Annotated in this window: 18 protein-coding genes; 9 read left to right on the top strand and 9 right to left on the bottom strand. The window is 68.6% G+C overall.

Going from position 1 to position 16,977, the window contains the following annotated elements; genetic code table 11:
• Nucleotides 1-21: 21 nt before the first annotated feature.
• Nucleotides 22-666, bottom strand: coding sequence for a glutathione S-transferase family protein (locus WJ16_RS22450; RefSeq protein ID WP_069259285.1), 645 nt, complete (start codon nucleotides 664-666; stop codon nucleotides 22-24).
• Nucleotides 667-793: 127 nt separating this feature from the next.
• Between WJ16_RS22450 and WJ16_RS22445 the strand changes: the two genes are divergently transcribed.
• Nucleotides 794-1,771 carry a LysR family transcriptional regulator gene (locus WJ16_RS22445; RefSeq protein WP_069259284.1) on the top strand — a complete coding sequence of 326 codons (978 nt, stop codon included), beginning with the start codon at nucleotides 794-796 and terminating at the stop codon, nucleotides 1,769-1,771.
• A gap of 107 nt (nucleotides 1,772-1,878) precedes the next feature.
• Here the strand turns inward: WJ16_RS22445 and WJ16_RS22440 are convergent, their stop codons facing one another.
• The 3 genes from WJ16_RS22440 to WJ16_RS22430 form a co-directional block, all read right to left on the bottom strand.
• Nucleotides 1,879-2,208: a type II toxin-antitoxin system RelE/ParE family toxin gene (locus tag WJ16_RS22440; RefSeq protein ID WP_069259283.1), complete on the bottom strand. Its 330-nt coding sequence runs from the start codon at nucleotides 2,206-2,208 to the stop codon at nucleotides 1,879-1,881.
• On the bottom strand, nucleotides 2,205-2,477 hold the full coding sequence (locus WJ16_RS22435; RefSeq protein WP_069259282.1) for a type II toxin-antitoxin system Phd/YefM family antitoxin: 273 nt from the start codon (nucleotides 2,475-2,477) through the stop codon (nucleotides 2,205-2,207). Before WJ16_RS22435 ends, WJ16_RS22440 begins: the two co-directional genes overlap by 4 nt.
• Nucleotides 2,478-2,571: 94 nt before the next feature.
• On the bottom strand, nucleotides 2,572-3,213 hold the full coding sequence (locus WJ16_RS22430) for a TetR/AcrR family transcriptional regulator (RefSeq protein WP_226239862.1): 642 nt from the start codon (nucleotides 3,211-3,213) through the stop codon (nucleotides 2,572-2,574).
• A gap of 103 nt (nucleotides 3,214-3,316) precedes the next feature.
• Between WJ16_RS22430 and WJ16_RS22425 the strand changes: the two genes are divergently transcribed.
• Genes WJ16_RS22425 through WJ16_RS22415 form a run of 3 tightly spaced genes read left to right on the top strand, consistent with a single transcriptional unit; the run spans nucleotide 3,317 to nucleotide 6,785 of the window.
• Nucleotides 3,317-4,219 (top strand): SDR family NAD(P)-dependent oxidoreductase, encoded by a 903-nt coding sequence (locus WJ16_RS22425; protein ID WP_069259280.1) that lies wholly within the window; start codon nucleotides 3,317-3,319, stop codon nucleotides 4,217-4,219.
• On the top strand, nucleotides 4,216-5,790 hold the full coding sequence (locus WJ16_RS22420; protein ID WP_069259279.1) for a flavin-containing monooxygenase: 1,575 nt from the start codon (nucleotides 4,216-4,218) through the stop codon (nucleotides 5,788-5,790). Before WJ16_RS22425 ends, WJ16_RS22420 begins: the two co-directional genes overlap by 4 nt.
• 8 nt (nucleotides 5,791-5,798) lie before the next feature.
• The gene (locus tag WJ16_RS22415; protein ID WP_069259278.1) at nucleotides 5,799-6,785 is read left to right on the top strand and encodes an alpha/beta fold hydrolase; all 987 of its coding nucleotides are present in this window, start codon (nucleotides 5,799-5,801) and stop codon (nucleotides 6,783-6,785) included.
• A gap of 70 nt (nucleotides 6,786-6,855) precedes the next feature.
• Here the strand turns inward: WJ16_RS22415 and WJ16_RS22410 are convergent, their stop codons facing one another.
• The gene (locus tag WJ16_RS22410; protein ID WP_069259277.1) at nucleotides 6,856-7,254 is read right to left on the bottom strand and encodes a carboxymuconolactone decarboxylase family protein; all 399 of its coding nucleotides are present in this window, start codon (nucleotides 7,252-7,254) and stop codon (nucleotides 6,856-6,858) included.
• 361 nt (nucleotides 7,255-7,615) lie between these two features.
• Here WJ16_RS22410 and WJ16_RS33630 point away from each other — a divergent pair, with 361 nt between their 5' ends.
• Together WJ16_RS33630 and WJ16_RS22395 are read left to right on the top strand one after the other, a co-directional pair.
• Nucleotides 7,616-9,976 (top strand): collagen-like triple helix repeat-containing protein, encoded by a 2,361-nt coding sequence (locus WJ16_RS33630; protein WP_076605988.1) that lies wholly within the window; start codon nucleotides 7,616-7,618, stop codon nucleotides 9,974-9,976.
• 120 nt (nucleotides 9,977-10,096) lie between these two features.
• On the top strand, nucleotides 10,097-11,380 hold the full coding sequence (locus tag WJ16_RS22395) for an isoprenylcysteine carboxylmethyltransferase family protein (protein WP_069259274.1): 1,284 nt from the start codon (nucleotides 10,097-10,099) through the stop codon (nucleotides 11,378-11,380).
• A gap of 64 nt (nucleotides 11,381-11,444) precedes the next feature.
• Here the strand turns inward: WJ16_RS22395 and cml are convergent, their stop codons facing one another.
• Nucleotides 11,445-12,650: a CmlA/FloR family chloramphenicol efflux MFS transporter gene (gene cml, locus WJ16_RS22390; RefSeq protein WP_069259273.1), complete on the bottom strand. Its 1,206-nt coding sequence runs from the start codon at nucleotides 12,648-12,650 to the stop codon at nucleotides 11,445-11,447.
• Between the two features lie 688 nt (nucleotides 12,651-13,338).
• Between cml and WJ16_RS22385 the strand changes: the two genes are divergently transcribed.
• Both WJ16_RS22385 and WJ16_RS22380 read left to right on the top strand, forming a co-directional pair.
• Nucleotides 13,339-13,929, top strand: a complete 591-nt coding sequence (locus WJ16_RS22385) for a histone acetyltransferase (RefSeq protein ID WP_069259272.1) — start codon at nucleotides 13,339-13,341, stop codon at nucleotides 13,927-13,929.
• Nucleotides 13,930-13,983: 54 nt separating this feature from the next.
• Nucleotides 13,984-14,556 carry an NADPH-dependent FMN reductase gene (locus tag WJ16_RS22380; protein ID WP_069259271.1) on the top strand — a complete coding sequence of 191 codons (573 nt, stop codon included), beginning with the start codon at nucleotides 13,984-13,986 and terminating at the stop codon, nucleotides 14,554-14,556.
• 79 nt (nucleotides 14,557-14,635) lie between these two features.
• Here WJ16_RS22380 and WJ16_RS22375 read toward each other — a convergent pair whose 3' ends face one another.
• Nucleotides 14,636-14,941 carry a DUF4148 domain-containing protein gene (locus WJ16_RS22375; protein WP_069259270.1) on the bottom strand — a complete coding sequence of 102 codons (306 nt, stop codon included), beginning with the start codon at nucleotides 14,939-14,941 and terminating at the stop codon, nucleotides 14,636-14,638.
• A 238-nt stretch (nucleotides 14,942-15,179) separates the two neighbouring features.
• On the opposite strand from WJ16_RS22375, the gene WJ16_RS22370 reads away from it, so the two are divergent.
• Entirely contained in the window at nucleotides 15,180-15,683 is a 504-nt protein-coding gene (locus WJ16_RS22370) for a DM13 domain-containing protein (protein WP_069259269.1), read from the top strand.
• Between the two features lie 33 nt (nucleotides 15,684-15,716).
• Here the strand turns inward: WJ16_RS22370 and WJ16_RS22365 are convergent, their stop codons facing one another.
• Together WJ16_RS22365 and WJ16_RS22360 are read right to left on the bottom strand one after the other, a co-directional pair.
• Nucleotides 15,717-16,334, bottom strand: coding sequence for a DUF2894 domain-containing protein (locus WJ16_RS22365; protein ID WP_069259268.1), 618 nt, complete (start codon nucleotides 16,332-16,334; stop codon nucleotides 15,717-15,719).
• Nucleotides 16,331-16,975 (bottom strand): OmpA family protein, encoded by a 645-nt coding sequence (locus tag WJ16_RS22360; RefSeq protein WP_069259267.1) that lies wholly within the window; start codon nucleotides 16,973-16,975, stop codon nucleotides 16,331-16,333. The genes WJ16_RS22365 and WJ16_RS22360 overlap by 4 nt, the downstream gene beginning before the upstream one ends.
• Between the last annotated feature and the right edge of the window lie 2 nt (nucleotides 16,976-16,977).

Raw genomic sequence — 16,977 nt, 5'->3', positions numbered from 1 at the left:
CAGGCGTGGCTTCGGCTGGCGTTACGCGGCGAGCAGGCCCGCGCGCGTCGTCGGCATCGCGACGAAGCCCGGCAGCGCCTCGACGCGCGCGAGCCACGCCCGCACGTGCGGATACGGTTCGAGCGACACGCCGCCTTCCGGTGCGTGTGCGATGTACGTGTACGCGGCGATGTCCGCGATCGTCGGTTGCGCGCCGGCCGCGAACGGCTTGGCGGCCAGCTCGCGGTCGATCACGTCGAGCACCTTCGCGGCCGTGCGCTTGGCGGCCTCCGGGTCGAGCTGGGCGCCGAACACGGTCACGAGCCGCGCGGCCGCCGGGCCGGACGCGATCGGGCCGGCCGCATACGAAAGCCAGCGCTGCACGACGGCCGCGCCGACCGGGTCGTCGGGCAGCCAGTGCGCGTCGCCGTAGCGCTTCGCGAGGTACACGAGAATCGCGTTCGAATCGGCGATCACCGTGCCGCCGTCGTCGATCACCGGCACCTGCCCGAGCGGATTGAGCGCGAGGAACGCCGGTTCGCGCTGCGCACCGGCCGCGAGATCGACGTCGATGGTCTCGGACGGCAAGCCGAGCAGCGACAGGAACAACCGGACACGATGCGCGTGCCCGGACAGCAGGAACGAATACACACGGATCGGCGAGGCGGGCTGGCGGGAAGCAGACATGGAAAACGCTCCGGAATCTCGCGTCGCCGGGAGTCGGCGACGAACCCCTGCAGCGTAGCGCTCGCCGTTCGTCACCAGAAGACGGATAATCGATGAAACATTATCCTTTCCCATAGGACAATCGACGATGGCCGACTTGCGCGACGTGAACCTGAACCGGCTGGCGATCTTCGTCGCGGTGGTCGATGCCGGCTCGCTGACGGCCGCGGCCGAGCGGCTCGGCCTCGCGAAGACGGTCGTCAGCACCCACATGCAGCGCCTCGAATCCGAGGTCGGCGCGAACCTGCTGGTGCGCACGACGCGCCGGCTGAGCGTGACCGACGCGGGGCGCGCGTTCTACGACGCGTGCCGCGGCATCGTGCGCGCCGCCGAAAGCGCGCTCGACGCGGTGTCGTCCGACGCGGGGCCGCTGCGCGGCACGCTGCGCGTGAGCGTGCCGATCGACTACGGCGCGCAGGTCGTCGCGCCGGCCGTCGTCGCGCTGCGCGACGCGCATCCGGGGCTCGATGTCGAACTCATCGCGAACGATCGCGTGGTCGATCTCGTCGCGGACAACCTCGACGTCGCGATCCGCATCGGCCGCCTCGCCGATTCGAACTATCGCGCGGTGCAGCTCGGCACGTACGAGAAATGGCTGGTCGCGAGCCCGGCGTTCGTCGCGCGGCACGGGCTGCCGCGCGATCCGGATGCGCTCGCCGCGCTGCCGTTCGTGATGCTGTCGACGCTGGCGCGTCCGCACACGGTCGAGCTTGAAAGTGCGAACGGGGGCAGCGCGTCGGTGCGCTGCATCCCGCATTTCGTGTCGAACACCGCGACGGCTTGCCGGGCGATCGTGCTGGCCGGCGGCGCATTCGGCCTGCTGACGGATTTCTCAACCGCGGAGGACATCGCGGCCGGCCGGCTCGTGCGGCTGCTGCCTGCGTGGCGCTCGGCGCCGGCGGGGATTCATGCGGTGTTTCCGTCGACGCGTCTGCCGTCGCCGAAGGTGCGCGCGTTCATCGACGCGATGAAGGGGAGGATCGGCGCCGGCGCGACAAACGCGAAAATTATCCCCGCCGAGCGCCGCGCGTCCGGCAAGCGGTCGGTGGCCCGCAACGCGCGATAGCAATGCATCGATCGAGTCAGTCGTGCCCGTCGACGAGAACGTGCGGGCCGGAACGTGCAAGCGCGCGGATCGAAACGCGCGAATGGCGAGTGAAGTTCCGATCTGCTTCAATGAGCAAGCATGAGCCTTCTCATAAGCAACGATTTCAGATCCTTCCGCGTATCGCAGACGATATGGACATAGAGGGTATCGGCGCGCACTTCGTAAATGATGCGATTCATTCCGGCAACGACCTGCCGATATTGACCGACGTCGATATTCGCAAGCTCGTCGGGAGTCCTGCCCTGTTTCGGAAAAGCGCGAATCGATGCAATGGCATCCTTGATCTGGCCATAGCCTGCTCGCCAGATTTCCGCGCCGAAATTCGAAACGAGATAGCGCTTCAACACCTTCAGATCTTCTTCCGCCGAACGAAGGATAACGACACGAAGTGTCATTGATCGTCGTCCTTGTCGAGATCGGCAAAGACATCCTCGGCCGGACGAAAGTGGCCTTGATCGATCTCCCGATTGCCCAGTGCAATCAGCTTGAGAAGCGCGAGCGTCTCTTCCTGCTCCTCGTACGACTTGACATCCATCACGACGAGCTTCGCTTCGCCGTTCTGGGTGATCAGCATCGGCTCGCGACTCTCCGAAATGTCCTTGACGATCTCGGCCGCATGGCTCTTGAGATAGCTGATGGGTTTGACCTGGGTAGAGAATTTCATGGGAGCACCGTCCAGCATGGCCGCAACAGGACCGATTATAGTCCGAATTTGGTCTCGAAATTGAACGTGCGCCGCCGTCTCGCGCCGCTCCGGTTCAATCCTGCTCCCGCAACGTCCCCAGCAGCACCTTCCTGCAACTGGCCACCATCTGCGCCTCCGGATCGCGATAGTCGGTGAGCAGCCACGCCGCGCCGACGTTCGTCATCGCGCCCACCAGCGCGAGCCCGATCAGCCGCTGCTCGGTGCGCTCCGCGGGCGTCGCCGCTTCGCGCGGCGCGCCGATCGCCATGATCAGCTTGCCGAAGTCGATCAGCATGCGCTGGTAGGTCATGTCGGTGTCCGCGCTCACGCCCATCACCTCGAGCAGCAGCACGCGCGCCGCGCACGGGTCGCGCAGGAACGCGAAGAACGCCGCGAGCCCCGCATCGACGCTCGCGTGCAGATCGCCGCCGCGCTCGGCCACCGCCCGCGCGACCGCGTCGTGCAGTTGCTGCGCGTGATGCAGGTAGGTGCAGCGCAGCAAATCCTCGGTGCTGTCGAACGCCGCATAGAAATAGCGATCGTTCAGCTTCGCTTCCTGGCAGATCGACCGCACGGTCGCCTTGCGAAACCCGACCGTGCCGAACACGCGCGTCGCCGCGCGGATCAGCGCGTCGCGGCGCTCGGCGGCCCGCACCTCGGGCGCCACGCCGCCATATGCGCGGCCCCGTTTTTCCGTTTCGAGTGCTTTCTCCATTCCGCTATTTGACATCAGGACACCCGAAAACTAAAGTGGTGACGACCAACACCACAATAGACGCGCCGCCGGTGCAGCACAAGCGGAACGGGAGGAGCAACGGATGAACGGGTTTTCCGGCAAGGTCGCCGCGATCACGGGCGCCGGTTCGGGCATGGGCCGCAGCCTTGCGGTCGAACTCGCGCGACGCGGTTGCGATGTCGCGCTCGCCGACATCGACGAAACCGGGCTCGCCGGCACGGCGGCTGCCTGCGCGCGGCACGGCGTGCGCACAAGCACGCGGCGGCTCGACGTCGCCGACCGCGACGCGGTGTTCGCGTGGGCCGATTTCGTGCGCGCCGAGCACGGCAAGGTCAACCTGATCTTCAACAACGCGGGCGTGTCGCTGGCCGCGAGCGCCGAAACCGCGCGCATCGCCGATCTCGAATGGATCGTCGGCATCAACTTCTGGGGCGTCGTGCACGGCACGCAGGCGTTCCTGCCGCATCTGCGCGCGTCGGGCGACGGGCACGTCGTCAACACGTCGAGCCTGTTCGGCCTCGTCGCGATGCCGACGCAAAGCGCGTACAACGCGACCAAGTTCGCGGTGCGCGGCTTCACCGAGGCGCTGCGGATGGAACTCGAACTCGACGGCGCGCCGGTGAGCGCGACCTGCGTGCATCCGGGCGGCGTCGCGACGAACATCGTCGACGCGAGCCGCGTCGACACCAGCATCCACACACTGACGGGCCAGGACGAAGCGACCCATCGCCGCCAGGCGAACCGCCTGATCAACACGACGACGGCCGACGACGCCGCGCGGCAGATCCTCGCGGGGGTCGAGCGCAATGCGCGCCGCGTGCTCGTCGGCGCCGACGCGCGCCGGCTCGACAAGATCGCGCGCCTGCTCGGCGCCGGCTACCAGTGGCTGATGCTGCGCCACGTGCGGCGCGCCCGCGCCCGCAATCTGGAACGTGCGGCCGCCCCGGCCGCGCACCCGACCACCCCGACCAAGGACCCCGCATGACCTCGACGACGACCGACCGGCGCGACGCGCCGCCCGCCCGCGGCGCCCGCCCGGACGGCCACGACCTCGACGTGCTGATCGTCGGCGCCGGCCTGTCCGGCATCGGCGCCGCCTATCACCTGAAACGGCGCTGCCCGGATGCGAGCGTCGCCATCGTCGAGGCGCGCGACGCGATCGGCGGCACGTGGGACCTGTTCCGCTATCCGGGCGTCCGTTCGGACTCCGACATGTTCACGCTCGGCTACAGCTTCCGTCCGTGGCACAGCGACAAGGCGATCTCGGACGGCCAGACGATCCTCGACTACATCCGCGACACCGCACGCACGTACGGCATCGACAAGACGATCCGCTACGGCCAGAAGGTGGTCGCGGCCGACTGGGACTCGAACCGCGCGCGCTGGACGGTGCACGTCGAGCGCACGCGGGACGGTGCGACCGACACGCTCGTGTACACATGCCGCTTCCTGTTCATGTGCAGCGGCTACTACGACTACGACGCCGGCTACCGGCCCGACTGGGCCGGCATGGACACGTTCGAAGGCACGCTCGTGCATCCTCAGCACTGGCCGAAGGACCTGGCGTACGCGAACCGGCGCGTCGTCGTGATCGGCAGCGGCGCGACGGCCGTCACGCTCGTGCCGTCGATGGCGGCCGACGCGCAGCACGTGACGATGCTGCAGCGCTCGCCGACCTACATCGTGTCGCTGCCCGCGCGCGACAAGATCGCGAACGCGCTGCGCCGCGTGCTGCCGTCGCGGCTCGCGCACCGGCTCGTACGCGTAAAGAACGTACTGCTGACGATCTACCTGTACAACGTGTCGCGCCGCAAGCCCGAGCAGACGAAGAAATTCATCATTCGCGCGGCCGGCAAGCAGCTCGGGCCGGATTTCGACGTCGCGAAGCACCTGACGCCGCGCTACATGCCGTGGGACCAGCGCCTGTGCCTCGTGCCGAACGGCGACCTGTTCAAGGCGATCCGCGCGGGCCGCGCATCGATCGTCACCGACGAGATCGAGCGCTTCACGCCGACCGGCCTCCAGCTGAAGAGCGGCCAGCAGCTCGACGCCGACGTGATCGTCACCGCGACCGGGCTGAAGGTAAAGCTGCTCGGCGGCGCGCGCGTCACGGTCGACGGCCGCCCGGTCGACCTGCCGGAGACGGTGTCCTACAAGGGCATGATGTACAGCGGCGTGCCGAACCTCGCGTCGTCGTTCGGCTACACGAATGCGTCGTGGACGCTGAAGGCCGAGCTGATCGCGCGCTACGTGTGCCGGCTGCTGAACCACATGCGTGCGAACGGCTACGACACCTGCGTGCCGCGGCTCGGGGCCGGCGACATCGGCGACGTGCCGGCCGTCAACCTGAGTTCGGGCTACATCCAGCGCGCGGCCGGCATCCTGCCGAAGCAGGGCCACCGCAAGCCGTGGAAGTTCCACCAGAACTACGTGCGCGATCTCGCATCGCTGAAGTTCAGCCCGCTCGCCGATTCGGCGATGCAATTCGAACGCCGTGCGACGGGCGCCCCGGCTGCCGCGACGCCGGTTGCCGAACCCGCACTCGAAACCCGCTGAGGCCAGACATGACTCCTACGCTCCATCTGATCCAGAACGTGCTGCTCGGCGTCGTCGCGGTGCTCGCCGCGCTCGCGCTGTTTACCGCTTACGTGGCCCGCCGCGTGACGCGCGCGTTTCCGCCCGAAGGCCGCTTCGTCGACATCGGCGGCGACCGCATCCACTACGTCGAATACGGCAGCGGCCCGCCGCTCGTGTTCGTGCACGGGCTCGCCGGGCAGTTGCGCAACTTCGCGTACCTGCCGCTCACGCGGCTCGCGCAACGGCATCGCGTGATCCTCATCGACCGCCCGGGCGCCGGCCGCTCGCTGCGCGGCGCGGGTTCGCAGGCGAACGTGTTCGCGCAGGCCCGCACGGTCGCCGCGTTCATCGACGCGCTGAAGCTCGACAAGCCCGTGCTGGTCGGCCACTCGCTCGGCGGCGCGATCGCGCTGGCGGTCGGCCTCAACCATGCGGACCGCGTGAGCCGGCTCGCGCTGATCGCGCCGTTGTCGCACGAGCAGAGCGAGCCGCCGGCGCCGTTCAAGCCGCTGATGCTGCCGTCGCCGCTGGTACGCCGCTTCGTGTCGTGGACCTTCGCGATTCCGCTGACGATCCTGACGGGCCGCAAGGCCGTGCAGCAGGTGTTCGCGCCGGAAGCCGTACCGCGCGACTTCCCGGTCAAGGGCGGCGGGCTGCTCGGGATGCGCCCGCACGTGTTCTATGCGACCGCGACCGACCTGCTGTCGGCGCCCGTCGACCTGCCCGCGATGGTGCGCCGCTACGCTGATCTCGCGCTGCCGGTCGACGTGCTGTACGGCCGTGCCGACCCGATCCTGAACTGGCGCGATCACGGCGAAGCGCTCGCGAAGAAGTCGGCGCGCGTGCGGCTGAAGGTCGTCGACGGCGGGCACATGCTGCCGGTCACGCTTCCTGACGCGACCGCCGACTGGCTGCTCGAAGTCGCCGCCGCGCCGGCCGATGGCGTCGCGCAGACGGCGCGGGTCGCGCACTGACGTGCTGGCGCACCGGAACGCGGCGCGGATCGAAGCGGGAACCTGATCCGGCGCCGCGCCGGCGGCGGGATCAGGATTCGTCGTCGGGCACCGACAGCCCGAGATCCGATATCACCTCGCGCGCACTGCGGAATGCCTCGACCGCCGCCGGCGCGCCCGCATACAGCGCGCTGTGCAGCAAGACCTCGCGGATCTCGACGAGGCTCGCGCCGTTGTTGAGCGCGCCGCGAATGTGCCCCTTCAGTTCCGTACTGCGGCCGAGCGCCGCCAGCATCGCGCACGTGCACAGGCTGCGCGTCTTCAGGTCGATCCCGCCCCGCTGCCACGTACTGCCCCACGCGTGCTCGTTCAGCCAGTTCTGCAGCGGGCGTGAAAAGCCGTCGAGATCGCGCATCGCGCGCTCGACGAACGCCGCGCCCATCACGTCGATGCGTCGCGCCTTGCCGTATTCCCTGTCCTGTTCGCTCATGTCCGTGTCCTGTGTGGATGGAGTCGCGGCCGCTTCGGCTTCGTCGGCAGCCGGGGATCGCGCCATGTTCGTCGGGCCGGCGCATCTCGTCAAAGATGGGCCCCTCGGTTCGCGGCCGGCCGCGTGACGCGATATCGAACGCTACGTAACATCGCGCCGCGCGTTACGGCGGCTTACGGGAACATCGCAACCGCCTCGCCGGCGCACCCCGCGTGCCCGTCGCGCGAAAAACCCGTTACACCGTTTAAATCGCGCAGATATTCCCGATTTCTGCAATAAAGCGCGACACCGTTTCGGGGAATCTGCCATGGCGCGAAATTTGCAGAGATGGCCGGGACACACTTCCAATGTCGAGGCCAACATGCACACACTCTTCAAGAAGACGACGGTAACGATGGCCGTCTCGTCGTTGCTCGCGCTCTACGGTTGCGGCTCGGTCGATGGACCGACCACCCCGCCGACGATCAAGCCGAGCACGTCAGGGACGAGCGGCAGCTCGGGGACTTCGGGTACGTCGGGCGGCGGGACGTCGGGGACTTCGGGCGGCGGCAGTTCGGGTACGTCGGGTAGTTCTGGGACCTCGGGTACTTCCTCGGGCACCTCCGGTACGTCAGGTACGTCAGGTACTTCGGGCACTTCCGGGACTTCCGGGACTTCCGGGACTTCCGGGACTTCCGGTACGTCGGGTACTTCCGGCACCTCGGGCACTTCCGGCACCTCGGGCACTTCCGGTACCTCGGGCACCTCCGGTACGTCGGGTACTTCCGGTACGTCAGGCACCTCCGGTACGTCAGGCACCTCCGGTACGTCGGGCACCTCCGGTACGTCGGGTACTTCCGGTACGTCAGGCACCTCCGGTACTTCGGGTACTTCGGGTACTTCCGGTACTTCTGGCACCTCCGGTACCTCGGGCACTTCCGGTACGTCGGGCACTTCTGGTACGTCCGGCACTTCCGGTACGTCGGGTACTTCCGGTACGTCAGGCACTTCCGGTACCTCGGGTACCTCGGGCACCTCGGGTACTTCCGGCACGTCGGGCACTTCCGGTACGTCGGGTACTTCCGGTACGTCGGGTACTTCCGGTACGTCGGGTACTTCCGGTACGTCGGGTACCTCCGGTACGTCCGGTACTTCCGGTACGTCGGGTACTTCCGGTACGTCAGGCACTTCCGGTACCTCGGGCACGTCGGGCACTTCCGGCACGTCGGGCACTTCCGGCACGTCGGGCACGTCGGGCACGTCGGGCACCTCGGGCACTTCCGGTACCTCGGGCACCTCCGGTACCTCGGGCACTTCCGGCACCTCGGGCACCTCCGGTACCTCGGGCACCTCCGGTACGTCAGGCACTTCCGGCACCTCCGGCACTTCCGGCACCTCCGGCACCGGCGTCACCCCGCTCGGCAACGTCCTGCAGAAATCCGGCAATCTCGTGACGGCAATCGGCACGACCGTGGCGAATGGCGGCGGCCAGATCGGCGGCGTGCAGATCCCCGGCACGAACCCGACGACGGCCACCAGCGTCGGCAACGCGGTCACGAGCCTCGGCAACGGCGTGCAGGCGCTCGGCAACGGCGTTGCGGCCGGCCTCGGCTCGATCGGCGTGTCGGCCAACCCGCTCGGACCGACGCTGACGTCGACCACCGGCCTGCTGACCGGCACCGGCGGCGCGGTCAACAGCCTCGGCAACGCGGTCAAGAGCCTCGGCTCGGGCCCGCTGTCGCCGCTGTCGCCGGTCACGACGCTCGTCGGCGATCTCGTCGGCACGGTCGGCGGCGCCGTCAACTCGACCGCGTCGGGCCTCAACACGGCACTGAACAGCTCGCCGGTCCAGCAGCTCGAGACGCAGATCGGCAAGGTGATCAACCCGATCACGAACACGCTGACCGGCGGTGTCACGACGCCGGGCGCCACCCAGACGCTCGGCGGCGTGACGCTGCTCGGCACGCCGCTCAACGGCCTGCTGAGCGCGCTCGGCAACGGCCTCGCCAGCGCCGGCACGAAGGTCGGCGGTGCAACCGACAACCCGGTCGGCGCCGGTCTCGGCGGCGTCGTGGCGCAGCTCGGCAACACGGTGACGTCCACCGGCGGTCTCGTCCACGACAACAACGCCGGCAGTTCCAGCAGCGGCACGGGCGGCAGCAACCCGCTCGCCCCGATCACGGGCCTGCTCGGCACGCTGACGGGCGGGCTGGGCGGCCTGGGCGGCGGCAGCTCGAGCGGTTCTGGCGGCACCAGCGGCACGAGCAGCGGCGGCCCGCTCGGCCCGGTCACGGGCCTGCTCGGCTCGCTGACGGGGGCGCTCGGCGGCCTCGGTTCGGGCGGCACGAGCGGCACCGGCGGAACGAGTGGCACCAGCGGCACCGGTGGCGTAGGTGTCGGCGGCCTGCTGGCGCCGGTCACCAACCTCGTCAACGCGCTGACGCCGCTCGGCGCCAGCCTCACCGGCACGGTCACGACGCCGGGCGGCAACGTGACGGGCACGCTCGGCGGCCTGCTGACGAGCGGCCCGGTCGGCGCGGTGGCCGGTGCGGTGACGACGCCGGCAGGCGGCGCGGCCGCCGGCGGGGCGGCGGGCGTGGTCACGACGCCGGCCGGCGGCGGCACCGTGGTGGGCGGCCTGACCGGCAGCTCGAACGGCGGCACCGCGGGCGGCGCCGGCAACCTGCTGTCGCCGGTGACGAACCTCCTCGGCGGCCTGCTCGGCGGCGGCAACAAGAAGTAACGCTTTACCTATCAGAACCACAGGCCAATGGCCGGGCACGCATCCATACCAAGCCCGGCCGACGGCCGGCGTCACCCGCCAAGCGGGGGCGCCGGCCCTCACTCGTACGAGGACCCGATCATGAATTCGACGCTCGACGGCATCGCAGCGGTTCAGGACCGCCCACCCCGTTCCGCCACGCCCCTGCGCGCCGGCCTGCTCGGCATTGCCGCCGGGCTCTTCGCGCTGTGGATCACGCGCGGCCAGCCGACCCTCGATGCAGCCTCGCGCGCGGTCATCGCGAGCCTCGCGATCATCGGCACGATCGCGCTGCACGAAATCTTCATCTCGCGCGTCTACCTGCGCCCGAGCGCGGGCCTGTCGCGGCAGGCGGTCCGGCCGCTCGGCATCGCGCGCGTCGCGACGCGGCTCGGCGCATTGACGTCGATCTATGCGGGCATCGGCGTGATCTACTGGCTGCTGCCCGAATATCACGGCGCGTTCTACCTGCCGTTCTGGTCGCTGCTGCGCTCGCTCGCGCCGTACGTGATCGTCGCCGCGCCGTTCTACTTCGCATGGATGGACCGCCACCAGCGCGAGACCGACGACGCATACCTGCTGTGGGGCCGCTTCCTGTTCCGCCGCGAGCAGCCCGCGAGCTGGAAGCCGGTGCGCGAGATGCTGGCCGGCTGGGGCGTGAAGGCGTTCTTCCTGCCGCTGATGACCGTCTACCTGTCGAAAGACGCCGATCACCTGACCGCGTCGCTTGCGAACGCGATGCATGCGCCGGCGTCGATCGCGACCTTCATGTTCATGTACGACCTGTCGTTCACGATGGACCTGATGTTCGGCACCGTCGGCTACCTGTGCACGTTCCGCATCCTCGACAGCCACGTGCGCACCGTCGAGCCGACCACGCTCGGCTGGGTGGCCGCGCTGATGTGCTACCAGCCGTTCTGGTCGCTGTTCTCGAACAACTACATCCGCTACGAAGGCTCGATGTTCTGGGACAACTGGCTGGCGTCGGCCCCGACGCTGCGCGTGATCTGGGGCACGGTGATCATCCTGCTGCTGCTGACCTACGCGCTGTGCACGATCTCGTTCGGGCTGCGGTTCTCGAACCTCACGAACCGCGGGATCATCACGTCGGGCCCGTACCGCTTCACGAAGCATCCGGCGTACATCACGAAGAACCTGTCGTACTGGATGGTGTCGGTGCCGTTCGTGGAGCCGCACGGCTGGCAGATCGGGCTGATGCACTGCGCGGGGCTCGTCGCGGTCAACCTGATCTACTACACGCGGGCGAAGACGGAAGAGCGCCATTTGATGCGTGATCCTGACTATCGCGCGTATGCGGAGTGGATCGCGCAGCACGGATTGCTCGCGCGGATCAGGCAGGCGTTCGGCGTGCAGCAGGCGGCGTGATCGGCGCTTCCGGGCCGGGGGGCCGGTCACGCATCGGCCCTGCCCGCCCCACGCACCCCTCGGTTCATCCGCGCTTGCGCGTCAGTACGGCGAGCGCGACGACGCATGCCGCCGGCATGACGAAGCAAAACGCGGCCAGCGGCCACGGCGTATCGCCGGGCAGCACCAGCGTCGCGAACGTGCCGGCCCCGCCGACGATCAGGCTCTGGACGCAGTAATACAGCGACACGGCCGTGCCTGCCGTGTCGTCGAACTCTCGAAGCGCACCGTTCGCCGTCACCGACGACATCAGCACGATGCCGATCGCGACGATCCACATCGGCATCACGAACGCGACGAACGACGGCGCCATCAGGGCCGTGCATGCCGCCAGCACGATCGCGCCGGCCATCATGACGCCGGCGCCGCGCACGAAACAGCCCGGAATCCCCCAGTTCGACACGCACCATCGCGCCAAACGCGCGGCAACGATCATCACGATCGCGACGGTGGCGAACGCCGCGCTGAATGCGGTGCGGGAATAGCCGGCCTGCCCGACCAGCACCCGCGGCGCAATCGAAAAGAACACGAAGAATGCGCCCATGGCCGTGCCGAACCCGAGCGAATAGACGAGGAAGGACGGGCTGCGCAGGATCGAGACGAGGGGTTGCCGCGGCTTGCCGGCGGCCCGCGGCCGCGTTTCGTGCCAACGCGGCCACGCGCGGCCGAACGCCACGCATCCGGCGCCGCCGAGCATCACGAAAATCGCGCGCCAGCCGAAACCGTGCGCGATGCCCGCGCCGAGCATCGGCCCGAGCGCGGGGACGAACGCGAGGATCGCGCCGAACTGGCTGTAGAGCGTGCTGCTTTCCGGACGATCGGCATACACATCGCGCACCGTTGCAAAGGTCGCGACGAGCGCGGCGGACGCACCCAGCGCCTGCAGCAGCCGCAACGCGACGAACACGCCGCCGCTGCCCGCCGTCGCGAGCGCGAGGGAAGCCGCCGAGAACAAGAGCGCGCCGCCCAGGAGCACGGGTCGACGCCCGATCCGGTCCGACAACGGGCCGAACACCAGCTGGCCCACGCCGAGGACGATCATGTAGACGCTCAGCGTCAGCTGCACCACGGCGGCCGACGTGTGCAGCGCGGACGGCATCTCCGGCACCACCGGCAGATACACGTCCATCGCGAGCGACGCGAGGAGATCGAAAGGGGCCATCAGCAGCAAGGCCGACGGCAGCGAGCAAGCCCATACGGGCGGGGTGTGGTTTCGGGTTTGATCAGGCATGACGAAGCATCCGCTCGGAAAGGGGAAATCCGGCGGCAATCTGCCTGCTGAGTCATCGACGAGAGGAGATCGCCGCAACAACCGGGTGAAGCAGGTTGTTGCGGCTCAGCGATCCGAGGACGGGCCCGCTCCCATGGTCAGATCCTTGTGGAGTTCGTTTGCCGGGAAGTGTATGCGATTTCCCGCATGAAAGCGGGCTGCGGCCGGAAACGGTCACGCGGACGATTCCGGATCCTCGCGGCGAATCGTCACGCACCCACCGGCCGCCATGCGACCAATCGTCGCGAAACAGCCGCTTTCTCCGCTTTTCGTCGCTTTTCTCCGCCGGCCCGATTGCCGCGCTGCGGCACCTCGCGTAGGGTGCTGGCCGTCCGCGCACGATCCGTCGCGCCGACACCCGACCGTCGTCACGCACGACCGCCGCGCGGGCCGTGCCCGCCGCTCACCGTCTCAGCGATGCCGCCCGCCGGCGCCGCGCATTCATGAGGAGAGAGACGTGATCCACAAAGTCCTGATCCTGTTCGCACTCTGCATCGCGGGCCTCGCCGCGATCGCCGCCGGTTTCCAGCACATCCCCAGCTGATTCGCGGCCCCGGCCCGCTTCGCGGGGCCCGGGGGCCGCACCCATTCCTTTTCCCTGTTGCGATGAACCACTTTCTCGGACCGCCCGGGACGGGCGGCCTTTGCCATGCGCATCGACGTACACCATTCCCAGCACGACATCGACGATGAACTCGACACCCTCTACGCGCGCCTGCATCAGCCGGGCCATCGCCTGCACGGCCTGCCTGCGGTCGCGCTCGGCCGCTCGGACCTGATCGTCCGCCACCGCGAGGCGGACGGCGAATACTTCCTGTATGTCGAAGATCCGGCCGCGCGCCAGCTCGCCGGCTACACGGTATTCAACCGCCTGCCCGAAATTCCGCGCCGCGCGGATCGCTACCTGCGCGCACCGCATACGCGGCTACGCGGGTCGGCGCAACGCAAGGGCCTTGCGACCACGCTGTATCGCTGGGGGCTCGACGCGGGCCTGTGCCTGATCAGCGGCGCGCGCCAGTCGGTCGGCGCCGCGCAACTATGGACCGCGCTCGCGCAGGATTACCGTCACGGCTTCGTCGATATCGAAGGGCGCGCGCTGCGTTATCTCGGCGAAACCGTCGCCGACGACGTGCACGGCGCGCTGCATACGCGGCGGCTGATGCTCGGTCACGGGTGGGAAATAGACGAATTCGCGCGCGTGGCGGGGATGGCCGGCGTCGACCGAACGTCGGTGCGATAATCCGTGCGATTCGCGCGACGCTGCTGCGCGACACGCAAATCGACACGCTCATTGATGGCTACCGAACCCCGTCCCCACTCAGCCCCCCGCTTCGACATCGTCGCACTGTGCGGCAGCCTGCGCGCGCAGTCGTACAACGCGGCGCTGCTCGACGCGGCCGCGCTCGTCGCGCCGCACGACATGCGCATCGTGCGCTTCGATCGTCTCGGCGAATTCCCGCTGTTCAATCCCGATGCCGAATACCCATCGCCGCCCGCCGTGCGCGATTTGATCGAGCGCCTGAATGCGGCCGACGGCGTGCTGATCGCGAGCCCGGAATACGCGCACGGCGTGACGGGCGTCATGAAGAACGCGCTGGACTGGGTCGTGGGATGCGAAGCCGTCGTGTACAAACCGGTCGCCGTACTGAATGCGTCGCCGCGCGCGACGCATGCGGACGCGGCGCTGCGGGAAACACTGTCGGTGATGTCCGCGCACATCGTCGAGCGCGCGTCGATCGCGCTGCCGATCCTCGGCAGCCAGCTCGATGCGGCGGGCATCGCCGCGCATCCGCCGTTCGCGTCGGCGCTGGCCGATGCGTTGCACGCGCTCGGCGCGGCAATTGCCGAAGGCGCGCCGCCGGGCTGACGTTGCGCATCCGCAAACGCATCGCAGTCCAGACGAATCGGACATTGCGCCCGTCGACAGGCGCAATGTCCTGTGCGGATCATCGTCCGCGATAGATCGGCCGGTCGGCGGCAATCGAGCCCGATTCGCTCGCGGTCGGCGACATCGTCCCGTATCCGCTCGTATCGGCAACCGACGCACCCGTCGAGCCGATCTTCGTCAGCGCTTCCGCCAGTTTCGCCGGATAGTGCGGGTCTTCGCCGGTCTGACGGTAGCCGGCCGCGTGCAATGCGGCCAGTTCGGCCGTGACTTCCGCGCGCGTCACGGTGGACTGCGGCGCGGCCCATGCGGAAACGGAAGCGGTCGCGGCAACCGTCGCGAGAACATACAGAGCAAGCTTGTTCATGTGAACTCTCCTTGGCATCGACGACGTTGTCGACAGAGAGTGAGTCGATCCGCGAGCGCCAAGATGACACGTGCCGGCGGAAAATTTTAGGCATCGTGTCGCCATGCGGCTGCCGGGCCCCGCGCCGTGGAGACGGCCTGCGCAAACAAATGCCGGCCGGGTGTCAGATTCTGGCGGCCCGCGCGACTACAGGGTCGTGGCGCTGCGCCACCCTCTGTTTCCGCTCATGGGGTCCGACATGAAAACCAGAATCTGGATACCGATCGCGTCGCATCTCGCGACGGGTCTCGTTGCATTCGCCGCGGGCATCTACGTGCTTCCGATCCTGACGGCATCGGAGGGCGCAAGCGCCGTCGAACTGCAGGTGGCCGCCGAAAACACACGCCATACCGGTCGCTTCGAACGCGGCCTGCCGGGCAGCGACCTGCTGCACTGGGCCGACGGCAAGCTGACCATCACCGATTCGTCGATCGCCTTCGAAGGCGACGTAGCACCGGGGCCCGACTACAAGATCTACCTCGTTCCGGAATTCGTCGACACCAAGGCGTCGTTCCTCGCGATCAAGGCGCGTGCCGCGCGCGTGGCCGACCTGAAGACGTTCGGCAACTTCGTCGTGCCGCTTCCCGCCGACGTGAACCCCGCGCAGTACACGTCGGTCGTGATCTGGTGCGAGCGCTTTTCGAAGTTCATCAGCGCGGCCCGGTATCGAAGCGCCGCGAAGTCGGGCTCGGTGTCGATGTAACCGGCTGCCGCCGCAGCGGCGCGTGGTCGCGCACTACCGGCTCTTGGTCCGCGTGCCCTTCTTCACCGTCTTCGCGCGCGGCACTTCCTTCTCGGGCTGCGCGCCGCCGCCGGCGAGATCCTCGAGCCACGCGAGCGCATCGACGTACGACAGGAACTGCTGCAGGTATTCCGGCGACAGCTCGCGCATCGTCGCGAGCGACCGGTGCACGAGACTGTTCGAATTGAGCGGCCCCGCATTGCGCGGCACCTGGTCGAGCGACTGGCGGTACTGCTGTTCCGTGCGGACTTTCGACCACATCGTGCGGAAGTAGTCGACCAGCTCGGGATCGAGCCCGCGCCGGTCGGCCTGCGCATCGCGCGCAAGCCGTTCGACGAGGTCCGCGATCGCGCCGCGCACGGGCGCACCTGCCGCGGCGTCCGCAGTGTCGCGCGCCACCTTCGCTTCATCGGCCCGCGCAACGACCTCCGCGAAGCCTTCGATCAGCGTCGCCAGCCGTGCGTCGAGCAATTCGCGCGCGCTGCCATCGAGCACGGCCGCGCGCCGTTCGAGCGCGTCGATCCGGTGAAAACGCACCGGATCGAGCCGGTCGGCGCCCTGCTCGCGCCACGCGTCGAGCGTCGCGCGCACGTGCGTCGCGTCGAGCGTCACTTCGCCTTCCCTCCGTTCGACGCCGACTTGCGCGGCACCGGCGCGATTTCCACGCGACGGTTCTTCGCGCGGCCTTCATCGTCCGCGTTCGAGCTGACCGGCTGTTCGGAGCCGAACGCCGCCGCGAACACCGACGACGCCGGCACGCCGGCGTCGATCAACGCACGCGTGACCGTCAGCGCGCGCTTGGCCGACAGCTCCCAGTTGTCCGCGAATCGGCGGTTGCCGGCATGCACCTGCTGGTCGTCGGCGAAGCCGCTGATCATCAGGAGCTCGTCGCGCGTCTTCAGGTAGGTGCCCAGCGGCGCGGCCAGCGTCTGCAGCAGATCGCGGCCCGCGGGCTGCAACTGGTCGGAGTTCAGCGCGAACAGCACGCTGCCGCTGATGCCGATGCGCCCGTTCACGAGCGTCACGCGGCCGGCCGCGAGCGGCCCGGCGAGCGCCTGCTCCAGCGATTTGCGCTGCTGCGCTTCCTGCTGGCGCGCCCGCACGGCTTCCTCGAGCTTCGATGTGAGCTGAAGCTGCATGCCGATCACGCCGACGAGGATCAGCACGAACGCGCCGAGCAGCACCGACATCAGGTCGGCGAAGGCGGGCCACACCGGCGCGGATGACGCGCCGCCGTCGATTTCGTCGTGCATGC

Origin of the sequence: Burkholderia metallica, from assembly GCF_001718555.1 — a bacterium.
Classification (GTDB): Bacteria; Pseudomonadota; Gammaproteobacteria; order Burkholderiales; family Burkholderiaceae; genus Burkholderia; species Burkholderia metallica.
This window is presented reverse-complemented; position numbering and strand designations above follow the sequence as displayed.